Annotated in this window: 15 protein-coding genes; 4 read left to right on the top strand and 11 right to left on the bottom strand. The window is 72.6% G+C overall.

Features of this window, described 5'->3' with window-relative positions; translation table 11 throughout:
• Positions 1 to 38: 38 nt before the first annotated feature.
• Together ACIQ9P_RS08855 and ACIQ9P_RS08850 are read left to right on the top strand one after the other, a co-directional pair.
• On the top strand, positions 39 to 5,885 hold the full coding sequence (locus tag ACIQ9P_RS08855) for an internalin (RefSeq protein WP_402352005.1): 5,847 nt from the start codon (positions 39 to 41) through the stop codon (positions 5,883 to 5,885).
• Positions 5,886 to 6,060: 175 nt separating this feature from the next.
• A complete protein-coding gene (locus ACIQ9P_RS08850) occupies positions 6,061 to 7,407 on the top strand; it encodes a serine hydrolase domain-containing protein (RefSeq protein WP_402352002.1) in 1,347 nt (448 codons plus the stop codon).
• On the opposite strand, the gene ACIQ9P_RS08845 is transcribed toward ACIQ9P_RS08850, so the two are convergent.
• The 5 genes from ACIQ9P_RS08845 to ACIQ9P_RS08825 form a co-directional block, all read right to left on the bottom strand.
• Positions 7,394 to 9,436, bottom strand: a complete 2,043-nt coding sequence (locus ACIQ9P_RS08845; RefSeq protein ID WP_402351999.1) for a LamG-like jellyroll fold domain-containing protein — start codon at positions 9,434 to 9,436, stop codon at positions 7,394 to 7,396. The two genes, ACIQ9P_RS08850 and ACIQ9P_RS08845, sit on opposite strands and share 14 nt — an antisense overlap.
• A gap of 110 nt (positions 9,437 to 9,546) precedes the next feature.
• Entirely contained in the window at positions 9,547 to 10,386 is an 840-nt protein-coding gene (locus ACIQ9P_RS08840; protein WP_402351996.1) for an SDR family oxidoreductase, read from the bottom strand.
• A 280-nt stretch (positions 10,387 to 10,666) separates the two neighbouring features.
• Positions 10,667 to 11,251 carry an SMI1/KNR4 family protein gene (locus ACIQ9P_RS08835; protein ID WP_402351993.1) on the bottom strand — a complete coding sequence of 195 codons (585 nt, stop codon included), beginning with the start codon at positions 11,249 to 11,251 and terminating at the stop codon, positions 10,667 to 10,669.
• Positions 11,252 to 11,402: 151 nt separating this feature from the next.
• A complete protein-coding gene (locus ACIQ9P_RS08830) occupies positions 11,403 to 11,876 on the bottom strand; it encodes a hypothetical protein (RefSeq protein ID WP_402351990.1) in 474 nt (157 codons plus the stop codon).
• A gap of 88 nt (positions 11,877 to 11,964) precedes the next feature.
• Positions 11,965 to 12,366: a GNAT family N-acetyltransferase gene (locus ACIQ9P_RS08825; protein ID WP_402352711.1), complete on the bottom strand. Its 402-nt coding sequence runs from the start codon at positions 12,364 to 12,366 to the stop codon at positions 11,965 to 11,967.
• 136 nt (positions 12,367 to 12,502) lie between these two features.
• Here ACIQ9P_RS08825 and ACIQ9P_RS08820 point away from each other — a divergent pair, with 136 nt between their 5' ends.
• Entirely contained in the window at positions 12,503 to 12,739 is a 237-nt protein-coding gene (locus tag ACIQ9P_RS08820; protein ID WP_402351987.1) for a hypothetical protein, read from the top strand.
• A gap of 17 nt (positions 12,740 to 12,756) precedes the next feature.
• Here the strand turns inward: ACIQ9P_RS08820 and ACIQ9P_RS08815 are convergent, their stop codons facing one another.
• The 4 genes from ACIQ9P_RS08815 to ACIQ9P_RS08800 form a co-directional block, all read right to left on the bottom strand.
• Positions 12,757 to 13,959: an IS110 family transposase gene (locus ACIQ9P_RS08815; RefSeq protein WP_402351984.1), complete on the bottom strand. Its 1,203-nt coding sequence runs from the start codon at positions 13,957 to 13,959 to the stop codon at positions 12,757 to 12,759.
• A gap of 319 nt (positions 13,960 to 14,278) precedes the next feature.
• Positions 14,279 to 14,764, bottom strand: coding sequence for an NUDIX domain-containing protein (locus tag ACIQ9P_RS08810; RefSeq protein WP_402351981.1), 486 nt, complete (start codon positions 14,762 to 14,764; stop codon positions 14,279 to 14,281).
• Between the two features lie 35 nt (positions 14,765 to 14,799).
• A complete protein-coding gene (locus ACIQ9P_RS08805) occupies positions 14,800 to 15,306 on the bottom strand; it encodes an NUDIX domain-containing protein (protein WP_402351978.1) in 507 nt (168 codons plus the stop codon).
• On the bottom strand, positions 15,303 to 15,530 hold the full coding sequence (locus ACIQ9P_RS08800; RefSeq protein WP_402351975.1) for a hypothetical protein: 228 nt from the start codon (positions 15,528 to 15,530) through the stop codon (positions 15,303 to 15,305). The genes ACIQ9P_RS08805 and ACIQ9P_RS08800 overlap by 4 nt, the downstream gene beginning before the upstream one ends.
• Positions 15,531 to 16,210: 680 nt before the next feature.
• Here ACIQ9P_RS08800 and ACIQ9P_RS08795 point away from each other — a divergent pair.
• Positions 16,211 to 17,266: a M60 family metallopeptidase gene (locus tag ACIQ9P_RS08795; protein WP_402351972.1), complete on the top strand. Its 1,056-nt coding sequence runs from the start codon at positions 16,211 to 16,213 to the stop codon at positions 17,264 to 17,266.
• Positions 17,267 to 17,661: 395 nt separating this feature from the next.
• On the opposite strand, the gene ACIQ9P_RS08790 is transcribed toward ACIQ9P_RS08795, so the two are convergent.
• Both ACIQ9P_RS08790 and ACIQ9P_RS08785 read right to left on the bottom strand, forming a co-directional pair.
• A complete protein-coding gene (locus ACIQ9P_RS08790) occupies positions 17,662 to 17,916 on the bottom strand; it encodes a ferrous iron transport protein A (RefSeq protein ID WP_402351970.1) in 255 nt (84 codons plus the stop codon).
• Positions 17,917 to 19,266: 1,350 nt separating this feature from the next.
• On the bottom strand, positions 19,267 to 19,908 hold the full coding sequence (locus tag ACIQ9P_RS08785; RefSeq protein WP_402351967.1) for a TetR/AcrR family transcriptional regulator: 642 nt from the start codon (positions 19,906 to 19,908) through the stop codon (positions 19,267 to 19,269).
• Positions 19,909 to 20,075: the final 167 nt, after the last annotated feature.

The following is a 20,075-nucleotide window of genomic DNA, read 5'->3' as shown; positions in this document are numbered from 1 at the left end:
TTCTGTGACTGCCGCCGCCAGCCCACAGGAGTCGTGTCGTGAGGCCACTCGCCACTTTCGGTCCGTCCGTCGAGCGCAGGCTCGCCCAGTTGCTCGCACTGCTGCTCGTCCTGCCCTCGCTGGTGCTCTCCGGAGCGGGGCCCGCCTACGCCCAGACCTGGACGGTGGAGGGCCAGAACATCCCCTCCGCCTTCGACTGCGACCACCTGTACTACAGCAACTACCGCTCCGGCATGGAGTTCGCCAACGACGCCGCCGGCGCCGCGACCGTCCGCAACACGGTGATCAGCAAGCGGGTCGGCAGCGGCCTGCCGGACTACTGGTCCACGAACATGGCGATGGGCACCGACCCCGACACCGGCCGGGTCGCCGCCTTCTACTCCAGCTACACCACCTCGAACCTCAAGCTCTACAAGCACGTCTCCGGCACCGACACGGTCACCGACCAGATCGCCGGCGGCGCCACCCGCAACCTGCCGGGCGGCGTCAACTGGGGCGGGCTGGGTGCGAACCCGCGCACCGGCATGCTCTACGGCGCGCAGAACGGCGGCGCCCCCGTGCTGTTCGAGATGAACCTGGCGACCGGCGCCACCCGCACCTGGTCGCGCGGCAGCACCCTCACCTCCGTCCCGGCGAACGACCCGGTGTTCGCGTCCGGCACCCTGGTGCCGGACATCTTCGTCGACGTCGACGGCGGCGTGTACTACGGGATCGTCTACTCCGGCTCCACCTACATCTACCGGCTCGACCCCGCCACCGGCACCACCGCGCAGGCCGTCCGGCTCAGCGGCGCCGGCGCCGGCAACGGCTTCAACAACTACGGCATGGCCTTCTTCGACGGCGCCATCTACCTCGGCTACTACGGCGGCGCGCTCTATCGGGCGGACCCGCGCACCGGTGTCTCGGTCCAGGTGGCCGGCGGCAACGCCCAGGACAACCAGACCGGCCGGATCAGCTCCGAGTCCGGCGGCTCCTGGCCGATCACCGACCTGGCCAGCTGCGCCGTGGCGCCCAACCTGACCTCCAAGCTGGTGGTCGCCAAGACCACCGACACCACGACCGCCAAGCCCGGCGGCACCGTCCGTTACACCGTCACCGCCCGGAACGACGGCGCCGTGCCCGTGACCGGGGCCACCGTCACCGACGACCTCGGCGGGGTGCTGGACGACGCGGCCTACAACGACGACGCGGCCGCCACCGTCGGCGGCACGCCCACCGCGAACCGGCCCGCGTACGACCCCGCCAGCCGCACCCTGAGCTGGAGCGGGGACCTCGCACCCGGGGCGACGGTGACCATCACCTACTCCGTCCGGGTGGGCGACCCGCCCGGCGGGGACGGTGTCCTGCGGAACGCGGTCACGGTGCCCGACAGCAACTGCGGCGCGCTCTCCACCGACCCCGCCTGCACCACCGAGGTCCCGGTCGCCCGGCTGGCGATCCGCAAGTCCGTCACCCCCGAGGCCCCGCAGCCCGGTTCCACCGTCACCTGGACGGTCACCCTCACCAACGACGGCGAGGCCGACTGGACCGGTGCCACCCTCACCGACGACCTGACCGACGTGGTCGACGACGCCGTCTACAACGACGACGCCACCGCCCGCAACGCCGACGGCTCCGGCGCCGGTCCCGTCACCTGGACCCCCGCCGACCGCACCCTGCGCTGGACCGGCACGGTCGCCCGCGGCGGCACCGTCACCGTCACCTACTCGGCGCGGATCGGCTCACCGCCCGCCGGGAACAAGCGCCTCACCAACCGCGCCGTCGGCCCGGACGGGTCCAACTGCACGGCGGGCAGCACCGATCCGGACTGTGCCACGGACGAGACGATCAGCGGACTCGTGCTCGCCAAGAGCGTCTCCACCACCTCCGCGAAGCCCGGCGACACCGTCACCTACACCATCACCGCCGAGAACACCGGCGGCGTCCCCCGCACCGGGGTCACCCTCACCGACGACCTGTCCGGCCTGGTCGATGACGCCGACTACCGCGCCGACGCCGTGGCCCGCAGCGGGGGCACGCCCACGCCGACCCAGCCCTCCTACGACGCCGGGGCCTCCCGACTGACCTGGACCGGTGACATCGCGGTCGGACAGACGGTCGTCATCACCTACTCGGTCACCGTGCGGACACCCCCGACCGGCGACAAGATCATGCGCAACGCCGTGACCGGCCCGGCCGACTCCAGCTGCCCGCCCGGCAGCACCGACCCGTCCTGCGGCACCGAGACCCCGCTCGCCACCCTCGCGATCGCCAAGACCGCCTCGGCCGGCACCGTCGCCGCCGGCGAGCAGCTGACCTGGACGGTCACGGTCACCAACAACGGCCGCGCGACCTACTCCGGTGCCTCCTTCACCGACGACCTGACCGGCGTCCTGGACGACGCGAGCTGGGACGACGCGGTGACCGCCACCTCCGGCACCACCTCCTTCGACCCGGTCGCCCGCCGCTTCGGCTGGCAGGGCGACGTCCCGGCCGGAGCCACGGTCACAGTCACCTACCGGGTCACCGTCGGCAGCCCGCCCGCCGGCGACAAGCGGCTGCGCAACGCCGTCACCGGCCCCGACGGCACCAACTGCCCAGCGGGGAGCACCGATCCGGCCTGCTCCACCGAGACGGACGTCCGTTCGCTCAAGGTCGCCAAGAGCGGTACCCCGGACAACCCGCGGACCGGTGACACCGTCACCTACACCCTGACCGTCACCAACGACGGCACCGCGCCCTACCCCGGTGCCCGGCTCACCGACGACCTCACCGACGTGCTGGACGACTCCACCTGGAACGACACGGCGAGCGCCACCTCCGGCAGCACCGCCTTCGACCCTGGCAGCCGGATCCTCACCTGGACCGGTGACCTGGCCGTCGGCGCCACCGCGACCATCACCTACACCGTCACCGTCACCAACACCGGCGACACCTACCTGCGCAACACCGCCACCGCCACCGACTCCAACTGCCCGCCCGGATCCACCGATCCGAACTGCCGGTCCGTCATCCCCCGGCCCACCCTCACCGTCCGCAAGAGCGCCGCCCCCGCGAGCGCCCGCCCGGGCGACACCGTCACCTACACCCTCACCGTCACCAACCTGAGCGCCGACGCCGACTACCGCGCCGCCACCGTCACCGACGACCTGGGCGGCGTCCTCGACGACGCCGTCTGGGACGGAGCCGTGACCGCCTCCACCGGGACGACCGCCTTCGACCCCGCCGCCCGGCGGTTCACCTGGACCGGCGACGTGGCCCGCTCCAGCACCGTGACCGTCACCTACACCGTCACCGTCGCCAAGCCCCCGACCGGGGACAAGGTCCTGCGCAACGCCGTGACCGGCCCGGCCGACTCCAGCTGCCCGCCCGGCACCGCCGACCCGGCCTGCGCCACCGTGACCCCGCTGGCCACCCTCGCGATCGCCAAGACCTCCGTCCCGGCCGAGGCCCGCCCCGGCGAGCGGATCACCTGGACCGTCACCGTCACCAACACCGGCCGCGCCACCTACCGCGGCGCCACCTTCACCGACGACCTGAGCGGTGTCCTCGACGACGCCGTCTGGGACGACGCGGTGACCGCCTCCACCGGGACCGCAGCCTTCGACCCCGCCTCCCGGCGCCTCACCTGGACCGGCGACCTCCCCCAGGAGGCGTCCGCCACCGTCACCTACACCGTGACCGTCGCCTCCCCGCCCACCGGGGACCACCGGCTGCGCAACGCCGTCACCGGCCCCGACGGCTCCAACTGTCAGGCGGGCAGCACCGACCCGGCCTGCGCCACGGAGACCCTGGTCGCCCGCCTCGTCCTCACCAAGACCGCCGACCCCGCCACCGCCCGCCCCGGCGGCAAGGTCACCTGGACCGTCACCGCCGCCAACCCCGGCACCGCCCCCTACCCGGGCGCCTCCTTCGACGACGACCTGAGCGGCGTCCTCGACGACGCCACCTGGAACGACGACGCGGCCGCCACCCTCGGCACCGTCGAACGCCGCGCCGACCGCCTGCACTGGAGCGGCGACCTGCCCGCCGGGGCCCGGGCCACCGTCACCTACAGCGTGACCGTCGGCAGCCCGCCCGCCGGGGACAAGGTCCTGCGCAACGCCGTCACCGGCCCCACCGACGCCACCTGCGAAGGCCGCTGCGGCACCGAGACCCCCGTCGCCGAACTCACGATCCGCAAGACCGCCGACCCGGCCGACCCCGTGCCCGGAGGCCGCGTCACCTACACCCTCCGCCTCACCAACCCCGGCACCGCCCCCTACGCCGGAGCCCGCGTCAGCGACGACCTGAGCGGTGTTCTCGACGACGCCACCTGGAACGACGACGCCCGGGCGACGTCCGGCACCCTCGACTACGCCCGGCCGGTGCTCGGCTGGACCGGCGACGTCGCCCCCGGAACCCCGGTCACCATCACCTACAGCGTCACCGTCGGCAGCCCGCCCGCCGGGGACAAGGTGCTGCGCAACGCCGTCACCGGCCCCACCGACTCCACCTGCGACGGGGACTGCGGCACCGTCACCCCGCTGCCTTCCCTGCGGATCGATAAGAGCGGCGCGCCCAAGGACGTCAAGGCCGGAAGCACCGTCACCTACACCGTCACCGTCACCAACACCGGCGAAGCCCCGTACCCCGGCGCCTCGTTCCGCGACGACCTGAGCGGCGTGCTGGACGACGCCACCTGGAACGGCGACGCCCGGGCCGACCTCGGCACCGTCGGCTACGCCGCGCCCGTCCTCAGCTGGACCGGCACCCTCGCCAAGGGGGCACGGGCCACCGTCACCTACACCGTGACCGCCACCCTCGCCGGCGACCAGCGGCTCACCAACACCGTCACCGCCCCCGGTTCCAACTGCGAGGCCGGCTCCGCCGACCCCGCCTGCCGGGAGATCCTGCCCGCCCCGCTGCTGCGGGTCCGCAAGTCCGCCGCCCCCGCCGTCGCCACCCCCGGCGGCACCGTCGGCTACACCCTCACCGTCACCAACACCGGCAGCACCACCTACCGCGACGCCTCCGTCAGCGACGACCTGAGCGGCGTCCTCGGCAACGCCACCTGGAACGGCGACGCCCGGGCCGACCTCGGCACCGTCGGCTACGCCGCGCCCGTCCTCAGCTGGACCGGCACCCTGGACGCCGGGGCGACCGCGACCGTCACCTACTCCGTCACCGTGGTCCGTGAGCCCACCGGCGACAAGACCCTCCGCAACACCGTCACCAGCCCCGACCGCACCAACTGCCCGCTGCCGATGGGTGACCGCCGGCGCGCGGCCGTCGATCCCGACTGCGCCACCGTCACGCCCGTCCGCTCCCTCGTCCTCACCAAGACCGCCGCCCCCGCCAGCGCCGCGCCCGGCGAGACCGTCGGCTACCGCGTCACCGTCACCAACACCGGCGCCGCCGCGTACGAGGACGCCTCGTTCACCGACGACCTGAGCGGCGTGCTCGACGCCGCCGCCTGGAACGGCGACGCCCGGGCGGACGGCGGCACGCTCGACTGGACCGCGCCCAGGCTGACCTGGCGCGGCGCCCTGGCCGTCGGGCGGACCGTCACGGTCACCTACTCGGTCACCGTCCGGACCGGCCTCACCGGGGCGCGCACGCTGCGCAACGCCGTCACCTCCGGGACCCCGGGTGCGAACTGCGAGGACCCGTCGGAGCCGGGATGCGGCACCGACACGCCCGTCCGGCCGCCGGTGGTGCCGCCCGTGGTACCGCCCGTCGTGCCCCCGGTCGTCCCGCCCGTGGTGCCGCCGGTGGTGCCGCCGGTGGTGCCGCCCGTGATCCCGCCGGTCGAGCCGCCGGTGCTCCCGCCGACGGGCAACCGGGCGATCGACCTGCTGCCGGCCGTCGCCGCGCTGCTCACCCTCGGCGTCGCCCTGACCGTGCTGCGGCGGCGGACCGGCTGACGGCGGACGGGAGGGCCGGGGCCGGGTGGGCGTGCTCACCCGGCCCCCGCCGTTCGGCCGGCGGTGAGGTCCTCGGGACGGAGCGGCGACGACCCCCTGAGGAGGAGGCGCCGCGGCCCGGCGGGCTGGGATCCTGGTGCCCGGCGGCCCGAGGGCCGGGCCGGGAGGGGGCATCATGACCAGCGTTCAGACGTGGACGGACCGTCGGCGCGGCCGGCTCGGGCTGCGGTTCGCCGCCGCCGCCCTGGCGGGGGTGACCGCCGTCGCGCTCGCCCCGACGGTGGCTGTGGCGGCCGGGGGCCAGACCGGCCCGGCCGAGCGCCGGCCCCGGGTCGAGGGGCAGCAGGAGCTGCGGGACCTCGTGGCACGGGGCGGGACGACCGCCGCGCTCGCCGAGATCCGCGGCGTCGACCGCTCCCCGTGGCGCGGTGCCGCCGGGGTGTCCGACCTGGCCACCGGGCAGCCGGCCAGGCCGGACGGGCGGTTCCGGATCGGCAGTGTGACCAAGGTCTTCGTGTCGACGGTGGTGCTGCAACTGGTCGGGGAGGGGCGGCTGCGCCTGGACGACCCGGTCGAGCGCCACCTGCCGGGCGTCGTCCCCAACGGTTCCGCGATCACCGTCCGGCAACTGCTCAACCACACCAGCGGCCTGTTCAACTACACCGAGGACACGCGCTTCCTGGTCACGAACGAGGCCGAGCTGGAGGACTACGCGCACGGGACGTGGCGCTACCGGGACTACCGGCCGGAGCAGCTCGCCGCGGTCTCCGCCGAGCACCCGCCGTACTTCGCGCCCGGGCAGGGCTGGCACTACTCCAACACCAACTACGTGCTCGCCGGGATGATCGTCCGCAAGGTGACCGGCCGCGCCTGGCAGCAGGAGGTGGAACGCCGGATCGTCCGGCCGCTGCACCTGGACGACACCGTCTTCCCCGGCTCCGGGACCGGCTTCGGCGGCCCGCACGCCCGCGCCTACCTGGACCTTCCGGCCGGGCCGGCCGACATCACCAGGTTGAACCCGTCCGTGGTGGACGCGGCCGGCAACGGCATCTCCACCACCACCGACCTGGACCGCTTCCATGCCGCGCTGTTCGGCGGGAGGCTGCTGCGGCCCGCCGAGATGGCCGCGCTCACGGACACGGTGCCGGACACCCTTCCCGGCACGACCCCGGGCATGGCGTACGGGCTCGGCGTGCTCCGGATCGACCTGGGGCCGGGCTGCCGGCCCGCCTGGGGCCACGACGGCAGCCTGGCCGGCTGGAGCACCCTGCTGCTCGGCAGCCGGGACGGCGAGCGGCAGTTCGCGCTGTCGTACAACCCCTTCGTCGGCAGAGACGGCTCGGGGGGTGCGGAACCGGTCGGTTCGCTGGTCGCCAAGACGCTGTGCGACCCGGCGGCGGAGGCCGGGGCGGGCGCGGGAGCGGGCGGTCCGGCGGCCGCGGCACCGGTTCCGCGGCCGGTCCCGACACTGCCGCGCACCGGTCCGGACCTCCCGCTGCCCGGTCTCGTCACCCGGTCATGAACTCCTTGACCCGCAGCGCCCGGCGGACGATCCGGACATCGCCGATGTACCCGTGGAACACCTTGTCCAGCACCCCCGCGTACGCGTAGCCGCCCACCATCCAGGGGCGCCCGAGGGTGGCCAGCCCGACGGCCGGCGTCGCCGGGTTGCGGGCCACCTCGCAGCCGTCCACGTACATCCGGCTGAGCTTCCCGTCGTTGACGACCGCGACGTGCCACCAGCGGTCCAGCGGCAGCTGGTGGCCCCAACACGTCGACGCCCCGGTCTGGTTGACGGGGTAGACGCACCACTGGAGCGCGGGCGCCTCGGAGAGGCTGAGCGTCACGACGGGCTCGTCGGCATCCGTGCCGGGGCCGCTCCGGCCCGCCTCGGCCGCCGTCCCCCAGCGGCTGAGCAGGGCGGACCAGCGGCTCCGGCCGGAGTCCCAGTCGGCGGGCAGCTTGCAGAACGCCTCGACGGTGAAGCCGTGTTCGAAGGTCTCCCGGTTCAGCGGGGCGTTGGGCGCGGTCTGGAGGTAGGTGCCGCGCACCGGCGAGCGGGTGCCCTTGAACAGCAGGCTGCCGTGGCCCGGCTGGTCCGGGTGGTGGTCCGAAGACCAGGTGAGTCCGCCGTCCGGGGTGCCGGGGGCGCTCTGCGGGAACAGGTCGTTGCCCTGCCCCGTGAGGTCCTTGACGACCTGCCGGGCCGTGACCGCGGTGCCGTCGCCGCCGCCGCCGTCGAAGCGCCAGTAGGCCACGGTGTCCCGGACCAGCAGGTCGGACGCCCGGCGGGCGGGGCGCGCCGGGACGGGCGCGAAGCCCGCGAAGCGCCGGTCGAAGTCGATCGCGAGCGAGAAGCGGTCCACGTCCGAGGTCAGCTCGACCTGCCGCGCCGCCAGGGTGTTGCGCTCCTCGGCCGCGATCTCCTGGATCCACGGCGAGTAGGTCGAGACGTCGACGGTGTTGCGGTCGAGGTCGAAGCGGTACGCCCGGATCATCGCCGCGCCGCCGTAGTAACGGTCCTGGTAGTTGGTGATGTGGACGTGCACGTCGTGGCCGGCCCTATTGGTCAGCACCGTGCGGCCGGGCGGCCAGTAGTGGCCGTTGACGGTCAGGAAGATCTGGTCGTTCCCGCTGATCAGCCGGTCCCAGAGCTGGTGACCGTAGTCGGACAGCTCGGCCCGGCCGCCGTCGTCGGCGTACGCCAGCTCGTGGGTGGTCAGGATCACCGGCACCTTCGGGTTGGCGGCGATCACCGCGTTGGCCCAGGCGAAGCCCGCGTCGGAGAGCCGCCAGTCGAGCGAGAGCAGCATCCAGGGGCGGCCACCGGCCGTGACGATGTGGCAGGTGTTGTAGCCGTCCGGGCTGGAGGAGTGGTACCCGGAGGTGCGGGCGGCCCGGGCCGGGCCGAAGGTCTCCAGGTACGGGGTGCTGCCGCGCCGGTCGTCGGTGGAGGAGCGGACGTCGTGGTTGCCGGCCAGCACCCCGTAGGCCGCGCCGGCGTCGTCCAGCAGGCCGAACACCTTGCCGACGGCGGCGAACTCGGTGGCCAGACCGTTCTCGGTGACATCGCCGAGGTGGGCCAGGAAGACGATGTTGTCGTCCGAACCGTCCTCCCGGGTGACCCCGCCGTCGAGTACGTGGCGCAGCGCGGCCTCGACCGGCGCCGGGTGGATCCGGTCCTGGTCGAACAGGTACTGGGTGTCGGGCATGACGACGAGGGTGAACCGGCGGGCGTCCGGGTCGGGCTGCCAACGGTGCTTTCCGGCGGGCTTCTTCGTCGCCTTCGCCGGGGCGGTCCCCGGATCGCCGGGGCCGCCTGCCGCGCCGGGGGCGCCTGCCGTTCCGGAGCTGTCTGCCGTGCCGGGGCCGGCCGCGTGGGCGGGCGCCGCGCCGAACAGGCCGAGCCCCGCCGTGCCGACTCCGGCGCCCAACAGGCCGGCCCCGCGCAGGAACCGGCGGCGCCCGGCCGCGGCGGGTCCGTCCCCGTCGAGTTCTGCGGTGCGCGGGCACTCGCACGGATGCCCGGACTGGTGGTTGTCGTCGTGCATGTTCGCTCCCGGAAGTGGTCCGGCCCCCGACCGTAGGCATCGGGTCTGGTCGGAGATCATCGACCGGGCCACGCCCCGCTGAACAGCGGCCGAACCCGCCGGGGCGGCCGTCAGCCCCCGGACGGTCCCCGTTCCGCCAGCAGGTCGCGACCGGTGGCGAGCTCGGCGTGGGCGGCGTGCGCGGCGGCGCTGAGGTGCTCGAAGCTGCCGGGGCCGATCGGGATCCGGACCGGCAGCGGGCCGGGGGCGTCGGCCAGGCGGAGCACCTCGCGGGCGAAGTCCTCGGGGCGGCCGATGTCCGGCAGGGCCGCCATCTCGCGCAACTGCTCGCGCATCGGATCGGTGGTCGCGCGGTAGGCGGGGGAGCGGCCGACGGCGTCGCTCACCGAGCTGCCGTAGTGGGTGGCGTACCCGCTCGCGGCCAGCGCCACGACCCGGATGCCGAACGGGGCCGTTTCGACGGCGAGCGCCCGGGTCATGCCCTCCAGCGCGTGTTTGCCCGTGACGTAGGCGGCCAGGCCGGGGAAGGCCGTCCGCCCGGCCAGCGAGGAGACGTTCAGGACCAGCCCGCCGCCCTGTGCCCGCATCAGCGGCAGTACCAGGCGGGCGAGCCGCCACGGCCCGACGACCAGGGTCTCCAACTGGTCGCGCAGCTCGTGGTCGCCGACCTCCTCCACGGTGCCGAACACACCGTTCCCGGCGTTGTTCACCAGCACGTCCACACCGCCGAAACGTTTCACCGCCGTGGCGACGGCCTGCTCGCACTGCCCGGCGTCACGGACGTCCAGTGGGACGGCGACGATCCGACCGGGGTGCGCGCGAACCAGTTCCTCCAGCACCTCCGGCCGGCGCGCGGTCGCCACCACCCTGTCCCCGGCCGCGGCCGCCGCCGTAGCCAGCGCCCGCCCCAATCCGGTCGAGCATCCCGTCACCAGCCAACGTCTTGTCATGCTCCGTGCCCCCGTCCGGTCCTGTGCGGCTCCCGAGACCGGACACCGTCCCATCCCGGCGGGCCTTCGCCCAGACCTCCGGCAGTCTGCCCCGGGGGCGCGCGGTAGTGCACCGGTAGCGCGCTGAGCGGGAAGGCGCCCCGGGGCGGGGGCGAGCGCCCCTTTCTCCGGTCCGCTCCGGCGGGACGATCGGGACGTCCGGGCGCCGGGTCCGGGTCCGGGTGCCGCGTCCGGGCACCGGGTCTGGGTGCCGGGTCTGGTGTCGGGTCAGCGCGCCACCTCAGGAGTTGGCGAACCAGTACAATCCCTCGGCCCAGCGGGCTGCCCACCCCGCGAAACCGGGCGTGCCCGGCATGACAGAGGCGTCGGGCCCGGTCCCGAACGGCAGAGCACCGTTCTCGTCGACCAGCCAGACGTGGCCGCGCTGCGGGCCGGTGACGACCAGGTGCCAGTACATGCCGCAGCCGTCGGTGCCGAGCACCAGCGAGCCGTGGTTGTACACGGGTTCCACCCGGGCCTCGTACTCCTCCTCCGACAACTCCTCCTCGTCGTTCTCCCACACCCACGCCGCCGTGAGCGGAAAGGGCTCGCCGAGAAGACGCTCGGAGCGGCCCTGACCCCAGTCCGAGGGCATCCGAAGCAGGGGCAGCAGACCGTAGTGGGGCGGTCCCGCCCGCAACCCGTCGCACACCTCCGCCACGAACGTGCGGTACGGCTCCGGCAGCACGACGCCGTGCTCCGCCTCGAAGGCACCCACAGCCTCCCATCCGACCGGCGGCACTGCTTCGGAACGGGACGCGAAGATCTCCCGGAGCGCGGCCAACTCGGCCGGGTCGCAGGTTTCCGTATTCATACGAGGCATCATGCGGGATCCGGATGGTGCCGCTCAACCGATCACCTCGAATGCTCGTGCGGCTGCTCCTGGTCGGTGGGTGCCCGCGTGGCCGGGCGGAGTTGGTGCCGCCTCGGCCGACGTACGCCCTCCCCGGGTCGTCCTGGCGAGCACCTCTTGTTCATCAGGTGAGACGGCGTTGTGCCCATCGGGAGATACCGCCGAGTCCGGCCGCCGCCACGTCGACATCACCGGTGCGGACGGATTGGTCGACCTCGGCGTCGTAGCCTTCGAAGCCGCACTCCTCCTCGACGATCCGAGCGATCCGATACGCCTCGGCCATGATCGGTAGTGCCGCTCGTCCCGGGTACCGATAGGAGATCTCGATGGCGGCCGAGTCTCCCGCGTAGTCCAGCCGAAGACGACCGGCGGGCCCGTCGCGGCACAGAGTCAGGCTGTAGAGGTACTCCTCGGAGGTGATCGGACCCACCTCCTCGGATATTCGCCGGGTGAGCCTGTCCCAGGCGGCGCGCTGGTCGCCGGTCAGCCGCATCGGACCGGGTTCGGCCTCGGGGTCGTACGTGGAATTGACCTCCGCCATGGTCTCGTCGAAGGTGCGGCCCGCCTCGACCCTCAGGAAGTGGATGTCGTAGGTCACGTCCGCAGCCTACGGTCAGCATCTCCACCACCTTCTACCTCTTCGCAGAACGGCCACGGGTGCGCGAGATCGACGAGGTCGGTGGCGGTCACCGCACCCACCCGCCGGGGCCGGGGCGCAGCGCCATGAAGCCGTCGAGGGGTTCGAAGCCGAGGGTGCGGTAGAGGCCGGCGCCAGCGGCGGTGGCGCGCAGTTCGACGGATCCGCAGCCGCGGTCCTTGAGGGCTTCGACGAGGGCGGTGGTGACGGCGCGGCCGTGGCCGCGCCGTTGGTGGGCGGGGTCGGTCGCCACGGTATGGACGCGGCCCCACAGACCGGTGGGGAAGGCGGGGCCGAGGTAGCCGCGATAGACGATGCCGATGGCGCACGCGGCGAGGCCACCGGCGGTGGGGAGGACGTAGGCGAGCAGGTTCGGGTCGGTGCCCAGGCGCTCGCGCATGTTGTCGCGGAAGACGGTGCGCCACTCGTCGGTGAGCGGGCCGCCGTCCAGGACGGCGACGCGCAGGCGCAGCAGTTCGTCGGCGTCGCCGGGAACGGCGGGCGGGGGGTGCCCCTATGTGTTTGGTCAAGGTTGAAGGCCAGTAGGTTCGTGTGGTCGAGGGCGGGGCCGAGCCGTAGGGGTGCGCATGAGTGATAGCCAGGTCACGATCAAGCTCACGGGTGACGAGGCGTTGGTGTTGTCGGACTGGCTGGAGAAGCTGCAGATGACGGACCTGAGCCGGGTTGTCGACGATCCGGCGGTCTGGGCGCCGATCCATCGCATCGCCGGGACACTGGACAAGTCAATTCCTGGGCTGTTCGCGCCTGACTACGACCAGCGGCTTGAGGCCGCCCGCCGACGGCTCCGGCCGGAGGAGGACTGACCGGCGAGTCCGAACCGTCACTTCGCCCCTTCGGGTCGGGGTTCGTAGAGGGTGCCGTCGCGGAGCATCGCGAAGAGGACGTCGGCCCGGCGTCTGGCGAGGCAGAGCAGGGCCTGGGTGTGGTGCTTGCCCCGGGCGATCTTCTTGTCGTAGTAGGCCCGCGAGGTCGGGTCGCCCAGAGAGGCGTAAGCGGAGAGGAAGAAGGCCCGTTTGAGCTGTTTGTTACCTCTCCTGGACGGCTGTTCGCCGCGGATCGAGGAGCCCGAGCTCCGGGTCGCCGGGGCGAGTCCGGCGTAGGCGGCGAGGTGGCCGGCGGTCGGGAAGGTGCTGCCTTCGCCGACCTCGATCAGGATCCTTGCCCCGGTCCTGACGCCGACTCCCGGCATGGATGTCAGGACTTTGGAAAGAGGGTGGGCCTCCAGGAGTTCCTCGATCCGCCCGGCCAGCAGATTCCGCTGGTCGAGTACGGCCGCCAGCGAGGCGGCCAGGCTCGGGACGATCAGCGAGGCCGCCTCGGTCCCCGGAACGGTCACGGTCTGCTCGTCCAACGCGGCAAGGATCTCCTCGGCCATCCGCTCGGCCATCCGCGGGGCCTTCGGCCGCAGCAAGGTGACCAGCCGCCGTCTGCCGACCTTGCGAATCTGGGCCGGTGACCCGAACCGTTGCAGCAGCGTGAGGACCGCCGGGTGCTGCAATCGCGGCCCGAGGACTCGTTCCAGCGACGGGTGGATCTGGGTCGGCAGACCGTGCAGCCGGTTCGCGGCCCGGGTGGCCTCGCCGGCCAGGTCGTCGTCGAATCCGATGATCATCTCCAGCTCGGCTGTGGTCTCGTCCTCGCCGTCGATTGCGCGCAGGGTGTGGGGCATCGCGCGGGCAGCGTCCGCGATGATGAACGCGTCCTTCGCGTCGGTCTTCGCCTCGCCGGGACAGAGATCGGCGATCCGGCGCATCGTCAGCCCCGGCAGATAGGCGACCGGGCAGCCCATGTCCCGGGCGACTGCCAGCGGCAGAGCGCCGATCGACGCCGGCTGGTCGACCACTGCCAGCACCGTTCGGTGCTTGGCCTTCAGCTTCGCGAACAGCTCGCGGAGCTTCGGCTCGGTGTTTGGCAGGCGCTTGTCGAACGCCTTCTTTCCGACCGGGGTGACGGCGGTGGCGTGGTGTTCGCCCTTGCCGACGTCCAAGCCGAGGAAGACATCGATGTCGCTGGTGTCGATCACGCGCAGGCCCCTCCATCACGCTTTCGTCCGGCCTTGCCAGGGCACCGAGCTGCCACATCCACGTTACGGAGAGCTTCTTCGGCTCGGGTGAAGCCGGTGCTCACGCCCCTCATCAGCGGTCCGTCGATGCCTCCGGGCCTGGTGACACCACCCCCCGGATCATCAACAACAAGGGGGGAAGTCATGCCGGACCCGAAGGCCGGAGGCCCCATTGCGGGGCCACGAAGAAGGTAACGGGGGGGCGGTGGTGGGATTCATGGACCGGTGCTCTCCGGGGCAAGTCGGGTGGGCCGGGGGCGGGCGGGGGCGAGCGGATTGCTCAGGCGCGGACGAGGGCGCGCGGGTCCACGGAGGTGTCCCAGCCGTGGGTGGAGAAGCCGCGGCCGTCGCCGGCGAGGTAGGTGGTGAGGGCGGCGTGCGAGGTGGGGAACATGGGGGTGGGCAGCGCGTCGGCGTCGACCCAGAGGACGGCGAGGTGCTTGTCCGGCTCGGCGTTCGTCAGCTCGCCCTGCCAGGAGGTCGCCGCGAACACGGAGAGCAGGAACGGGCCCTTTCCGTCCCACCCGGCCCTGACCTGGACGGTGTGGACCAGGCGCAACCGCTCGGGGTCGACGACGAGGCCGGTCTCCTCGTGGAGTTCGCGGGCGGCGGCGAGGTCGAGTCGCTCGCCCTCCTCGACCTTTCCGCCGGGCACGGTCCAGGCCGGAACGGTGGACCAGGAGTCGTTGGCGTAGTGGATGCAGGCGACCTTGCCCGCCTTCTCGTCGTGGACGATGAGGCACACGGCCTGACGCAGGGACTGCATGGTGGATGCTCCGATCGGTTGTGGGAAGGGGGTGTTCACGTGATCGTCGGCCACCCGACGGTCGACAGTGTGCCGCCGCGGGTGATCTCGGCGAGCGCGAGGGCGGTGTAGGGCACGATCTCGGCCGGAAGCCCGTCCAGCGGCCACCACCGCAGCTGGCCGCACTTGTCCGGTTCGGCGTTGCGGATGCGGCCCTGGTAGTGGGTGGGGCGGAAGAAGAGCTGGAGTCGGCTCCGGCCGTCGTCGGCGTCGAGGTGGTGCAGGGTGTGGACGAGGTCGAGGTCGGCCTCGGCGACGAGGATGCCGAGTTCCTCCTCGGCCTCGCGTGTCATCGAGCGGGTGACCCTCTCGCCGGGTTCCATATGTCCGGCCGGCAGGTGCCACAGGCCGTTCGCGTAGGCGGTGTTGCGGCGCCGGCCGAGGAGTACGGTGTCGTTCTCCAGCAGGACGAGGTGGACGCCGACGACCAGGGTCGGCGGCTCCGCCCCGGGCCGGCGGGACCTGAGGGCCGCCGGGCGGCGGGTGTTGTCGAGCGGATTCACGCCGTCCTCCCGGAGGACGGACCGGCCGCGCCGGCGAGCATCGCTTCCCCGTGCTCGCGGCCGCCGCCCGGATGCTCCCACCGGCCCGGCAGGACGTCGTGGGGAGATCTGCGGATCCTTGGGATCCGACCTGGGGCGTCGCGCACGCCGATGCCGTCACCGTCGCCGATCCGTTCGATGTTCTCGCGTGCGGCGAGGGCGGTGAGTTGGCCGAAGTCGATCACTGAACGGGCTCCTCGGTGTCGTGGTCGGGCACGGCCGGACGGCATGGGGACGTGAGGCCGTCGGCCGGGCCGGTGGGATCTTCCGCGAAGACCCCCGGGCGCGGGCGGTGTTCGAGCGCGCGGAGCCGGACATCGGCGTCCGGGCCCGGCAAGTGTTCTTCGAGAAAGCAGAGTTGGGTGGCCGGTCGGGAGCGGAGGTGACTGATGATGGTGCTGTTCGAATCGGCTGCTCAACCGGATTTCCTCCGGGCGCGCCCGGGTCGAACAGGGACATTTCGAGCAGCCCGCAGGCTCTCCGGTGCCTCCTCCGGCCGGCTGCCCAGGGTGGCTGGAGGAGCGCCGGAGCCCAGTGCGCAGACGGCGAGAGCCCGTTCGAGTGCCGCTTCCCGGCTCGGGCCGGGGCGCCGTCGGACGCCCTCGTCGGCGAAGAGCTCGCAGGGGGCGGAGGCGTCGCCGGATTCACTCGTTCGACTGGTCGGCCGATCGAGGAGGTTTCGGGCGGCGAGGGTGCCGGAATCTGCGGCGTCGCAGGAGGGAAAGCGCCGGGCGAACGGCGCGATCGGGCGGTCAGGACGGCAGGTGAGGACCGCCGGTGGCGCCGGTGCTCGCGGCGTCCCCGCCGCTGCTGGATTCCGCCCGGTGGCGCGTCGTCCGGTCGGCCCCGGTGGGGACGGAAGGCGGTGCGGCGCAGTGGCCGGGCTTCGAACCCCCGTGCCATCGCGGACTTCACCGGCTCGGGTGCCCTGCCCCAGCCGTTCTTCCGGCAGGGCGTCACGACCGCCGAGGAGTTCCGGCGACAGCTCGACGAACTGCCGGCGGCGCCCCGCGTGCAGCTGATGTCCGCCCACACCGTCCTCACGCTGGAGTGTGCCACCGCAATGGCCTACCGGAGCGAGGACCTCGGCCGGTTGCTGGACCTCTATGAGCAGGGCCTGGCCGCCGAGGACGCTTTTGCAGGACTGGACGGCAGCACCGCCCTGGACAGTCGGAGCCCCCTGCCCTACCACTTCGTCTTCAGTGACTACCGCAAGCTGGGCGGCGCCTACACCACCCAGGGCTTCATCGCGATCGGCCCGTCCTGGACCGGATCCAGCCTGGCGTCCAAGAGGCTCCTCAAGCCGGTTCACCAGGCGCTCTGGCGCGAGATGGGCCACGCGCACCAGACGAAGGCCGTGTTCGGCTCGACGTACACCGAACGGGGCGTGGACATCTACGGCAACGTGGCGCTGCGGGCCGTCACCGCACTCCCCGCCTTCGACAAACCCACCTGGGACAAGGCTCTCAAGGACATCGCCGGCTGGAAGGCCGGCGTGGACGACGCCGTGAAGAACACCTCGCCCTACCGCTGGTCCCAGGTCGCCTGCCTGGACCAGATCCGGCTGGAGTCCGGAGACCAGGCATGGACCACCATGGAGAAGCTCATCCGCGCGAACGCGATCCCACTCGCGCCGCTCAACGGTCCGACCGCCTTCGCCGCCTACCTCTCCGAGGCCGTCGGCTACGACGTCGCACCGCACTTCGAACGCTGTGGCTACCCCGTCGACGCCAAGGCGAAGACCGCCATCGCCGCACTCCACCTGCCCGCGGCCCCGCCACCCTCGCGACCCGCACCGAATGGCCCCAGCCCTGATCCTGAGGATCGGTCCGGCCCACGGGCAGCCCTTGTCCGGTGGTGTTGCGGTCGCTCGGCAGCGGGCCGGGCCCCGGCCGAGTGCCGCGAACCCGAATTGATCTGAACGTGGTGGGGACGCCGTTCCGAGCCGCAGTTCCAACGCGCCGCGAGCGTCCTGAGGAGCTCGGCCGCTACGGCGCCCCACCGCTCAGGGGGAAAGGCCGCTGTCCCCGTGGCGGCGCGGCGGACGACGTCGGTGGATGACGTCGGTGGACGATGTCGGCGGTCCTGAGGAAGGCGATCCGGCCCTGATCGGGTCGCACCGCAGCGGCCCCGCGGATCTTGAAGCTCGGCGCCGCAGGGACCAGGGCCCCCGATTCACCTGGTCCGGCCGCGCGACCGGCCCACCTGATTGAACCGCGCCCTGATCCGTACGACAACGGTAGCCGTCCACCCGGAGCCGACTTCAACGACGCACTAACCCGCCGAGCGGTGAGCTGCCGTCAAACCCAGATCGACTCAGCGGTCGTTGCTCTGTCGATCAGATGGCGCGTCGGTTCGAGCGGGCCGCAGGTACCGCGCCCAGATCTGGGCCTTGCGGTAGGGGCCGCTGCCGCCGCTGTCGTACTGGGGTTCGTCGAAGCTGACCCAGTACGCGAGCTCTCCGGGCTCCGCGCTGGTGTGCAGGACGGGTTCCGGGGCGCCCGTGTCGTCGATGCTGCCAGGGAAGTCCACCTCCCACGGGCCACCGGTCAGTGGATCGGAGACGACCATGACCCTGCTGCCGGGCGCGAGTGCGGAAGGCGGCCACGCCTGGCTCAGGGGGCGGCCGAGGACGTGCTCAACGGCATTCCGGTCCCGTGGTTGTCCCGAGCTGGAGGATGAGTCGACATGCATGCGCCCAGTTTTCCCGGGCGGACGTCCGGGCGCCACGGGTTATCGCTCCCGGGTGTCCGGTGACCGGTGGAGTTCCTTGCAACTGGTGGGTGCCGAAGTCCGGGCAGGCCAGGAGGCGCTGGTGCCTGCCGCAGTCCTCCTCGGCGTCCGGCACCGCGTTCAACTCGGCGTCCCGGCCTGTGATCGCCGCGCGCACCGGTACGGGAACGCGGCCGGTTCCGGGGGACGTGTGCGGCGCCACCCGTCCGACCCGAGCGGCGCGGAGTGGTCGGCTGTCCGGCCACCGCTACCGGTGCCGGCCTGGATGGCTGGCGGGGGCGGGCGGCCGGAGGCGTACTGCCACCGGCAGATGATCGACGCGATCCGGTGTCTCGTCGACAACGGCATCAGAAAGGCGTCAAATGGCGGGCGATGCCAGGCGACTCCCCCGCAGAGGACCGCGGCCGCGGCCGCGGGACGGTCGTCGGTCGATCCGCCCGGTCGGCCTCCTCGCCTTCACCCGCTCCCCTCGACCTTCGCCGGCATCGGCCCCAGATCCGGCCGCCCGGCCAGGTTCCGCGCCCGCAAGCCGACTCCGGCCGGCTCCGCCACCGCGACGAGCCGTCGCTCCGGCACGGCTTCCGCCTGTGCGCGTTCATCCAGAGCCCGGTCCGTCTCGGCGCGCAGTTCCTCCACCCGAACACGGGCGGCCTGCTCCCTCGCCCTCAACAGCGCCACGGCTGACGGCTTCCGGCACCTCCGCAGGAGGACGGCACGACACCGTCATCCCTGCCGCCGAACCAGCCACGCCATTCCTGACCGGTAGAAACCGACCGATCTCATTCGGAGAAGCAACGGCTGCTCAAGCTTCGTGACCCTGGGCTCCGGTCGGTGGTTCGCCTCGGTGCGGCGCCCGCGCAGGGCGGGCGCCGCACCAGGACCCTTCCGCTTGTCATCGCCCACGACGGAGACCGCCAATCGTGAGGCGAGATTGCTCTCGACCGCGATCAATTTCTCAGTACTGACGGGAATGCGGATCACTTCGGGGGGCAATCACAAAGGTCGATCGGATGGTCGACGGATGCCCTGGACCGATTGATCGGGGTTGAGCTGTTTTCCGAGCCGAATTCTCGCGTTCGGCGAGGTACTCCGACTGGCGATACCCTATTGGTCGACTGACCAATAGGGTGATTGGGGCAGGCCGCGGCCACCCGCAGCCCGAGTCGGCCGGGGTGCGGGTTGCCGGTGTCAGAGTGCGGCGGCGCGCAGTAGGCCCGGGGTCAGGTCGAGGCGGTGCTCGGCGACGGTGATCGCGAGGTTCTGGAGAGCCGGGTGGTCGACCTCGGCGTCGTCGTTGGCGTAGGCGCCGAGGCCGTCGACGGTGACCAGGATGTGCAGGGTCGCGCCGAGCGGGTCGTCGGTGCGGAACTCGCCGCGGCGCACGCCCTCCTCCACGAGCGCGGTGAGTGCCGCGCGGGTGAGCGACTCCTGCTCCTGGACGGCGGCCCGCAGGCCGGGCTTGAACCGGCTGAGGTGGCGGGCGTTGAGCCAGAGGCGGCTGAGGTCCAGGCAGTCGGCGCCGGTGAGGCGGACCAGGAAGCCTGCGAGCCGGGCGGTGGGGGAGCGGTCGGTCTCGGTCCGGCCCGGTGGCAGCAGGGTGTCGCGTTCCTGGGCGGCGGCGTGGGCGAACGCCTCGGTGACCAGGTCGTCGGCGGCGGGGAAGTAGTGGCCGATGAGTCCGGCGCGCACCCCGAGCTCGTCGGCGACCCGTCGCAGGGTGATCCGTTCCAGGCCCTCTTCCAGGGCGATGTGCGCGGCGGTCTGCAGGATCTCCGCGCGGCGTTCGCCGGGGGGCTTGCGGGTCCGGGTGGCCTGAGGTCTTGACGTCATGGGGGACACGCTATTGGATGTGTGCCCAACACGCAGTTGGCCATCTGACCAATAAGGTTGGAACGGCTGACGGCCGGATCCCCGGACCCGACCCGAGAGGCCACGATGAGATCGACCGACCCCACGCCCGCCCCAAGACCCGCCGACGGCTCCCCGGGCTCCCGCTC

The organism is Kitasatospora sp. NPDC094019 (assembly GCF_044764505.1).
Taxonomy (GTDB): domain Bacteria; phylum Actinomycetota; class Actinomycetes; order Streptomycetales; family Streptomycetaceae; genus Kitasatospora.
This window is presented reverse-complemented; position numbering and strand designations above follow the sequence as displayed.

Bases quoted from the DNA above. Each gene is read 5' to 3' on its own strand.
- ACIQ9P_RS08850 (WP_402352002.1), top strand. From the start codon at position 6,061: ATGACCAGCGTTCAGACGTGGACGGACCGTCGGCGCGGCCGGCTCGGG.
- ACIQ9P_RS08845 (WP_402351999.1), bottom strand. From the start codon at position 9,436: ATGCACGACGACAACCACCAGTCCGGGCATCCGTGCGAGTGCCCGCGC.
- ACIQ9P_RS08840 (WP_402351996.1), bottom strand. From the start codon at position 10,386: ATGACAAGACGTTGGCTGGTGACGGGATGCTCGACCGGATTGGGGCGG.
- ACIQ9P_RS08835 (WP_402351993.1), bottom strand. From the start codon at position 11,251: ATGATGCCTCGTATGAATACGGAAACCTGCGACCCGGCCGAGTTGGCC.
- ACIQ9P_RS08820 (WP_402351987.1), top strand. From the start codon at position 12,503: ATGAGTGATAGCCAGGTCACGATCAAGCTCACGGGTGACGAGGCGTTG.
- ACIQ9P_RS08810 (WP_402351981.1), bottom strand. From the start codon at position 14,764: ATGCAGTCCCTGCGTCAGGCCGTGTGCCTCATCGTCCACGACGAGAAG.
- ACIQ9P_RS08790 (WP_402351970.1), bottom strand. From the start codon at position 17,916: ATGGTCGTCTCCGATCCACTGACCGGTGGCCCGTGGGAGGTGGACTTC.
- ACIQ9P_RS08785 (WP_402351967.1), bottom strand. From the start codon at position 19,908: ATGACGTCAAGACCTCAGGCCACCCGGACCCGCAAGCCCCCCGGCGAA.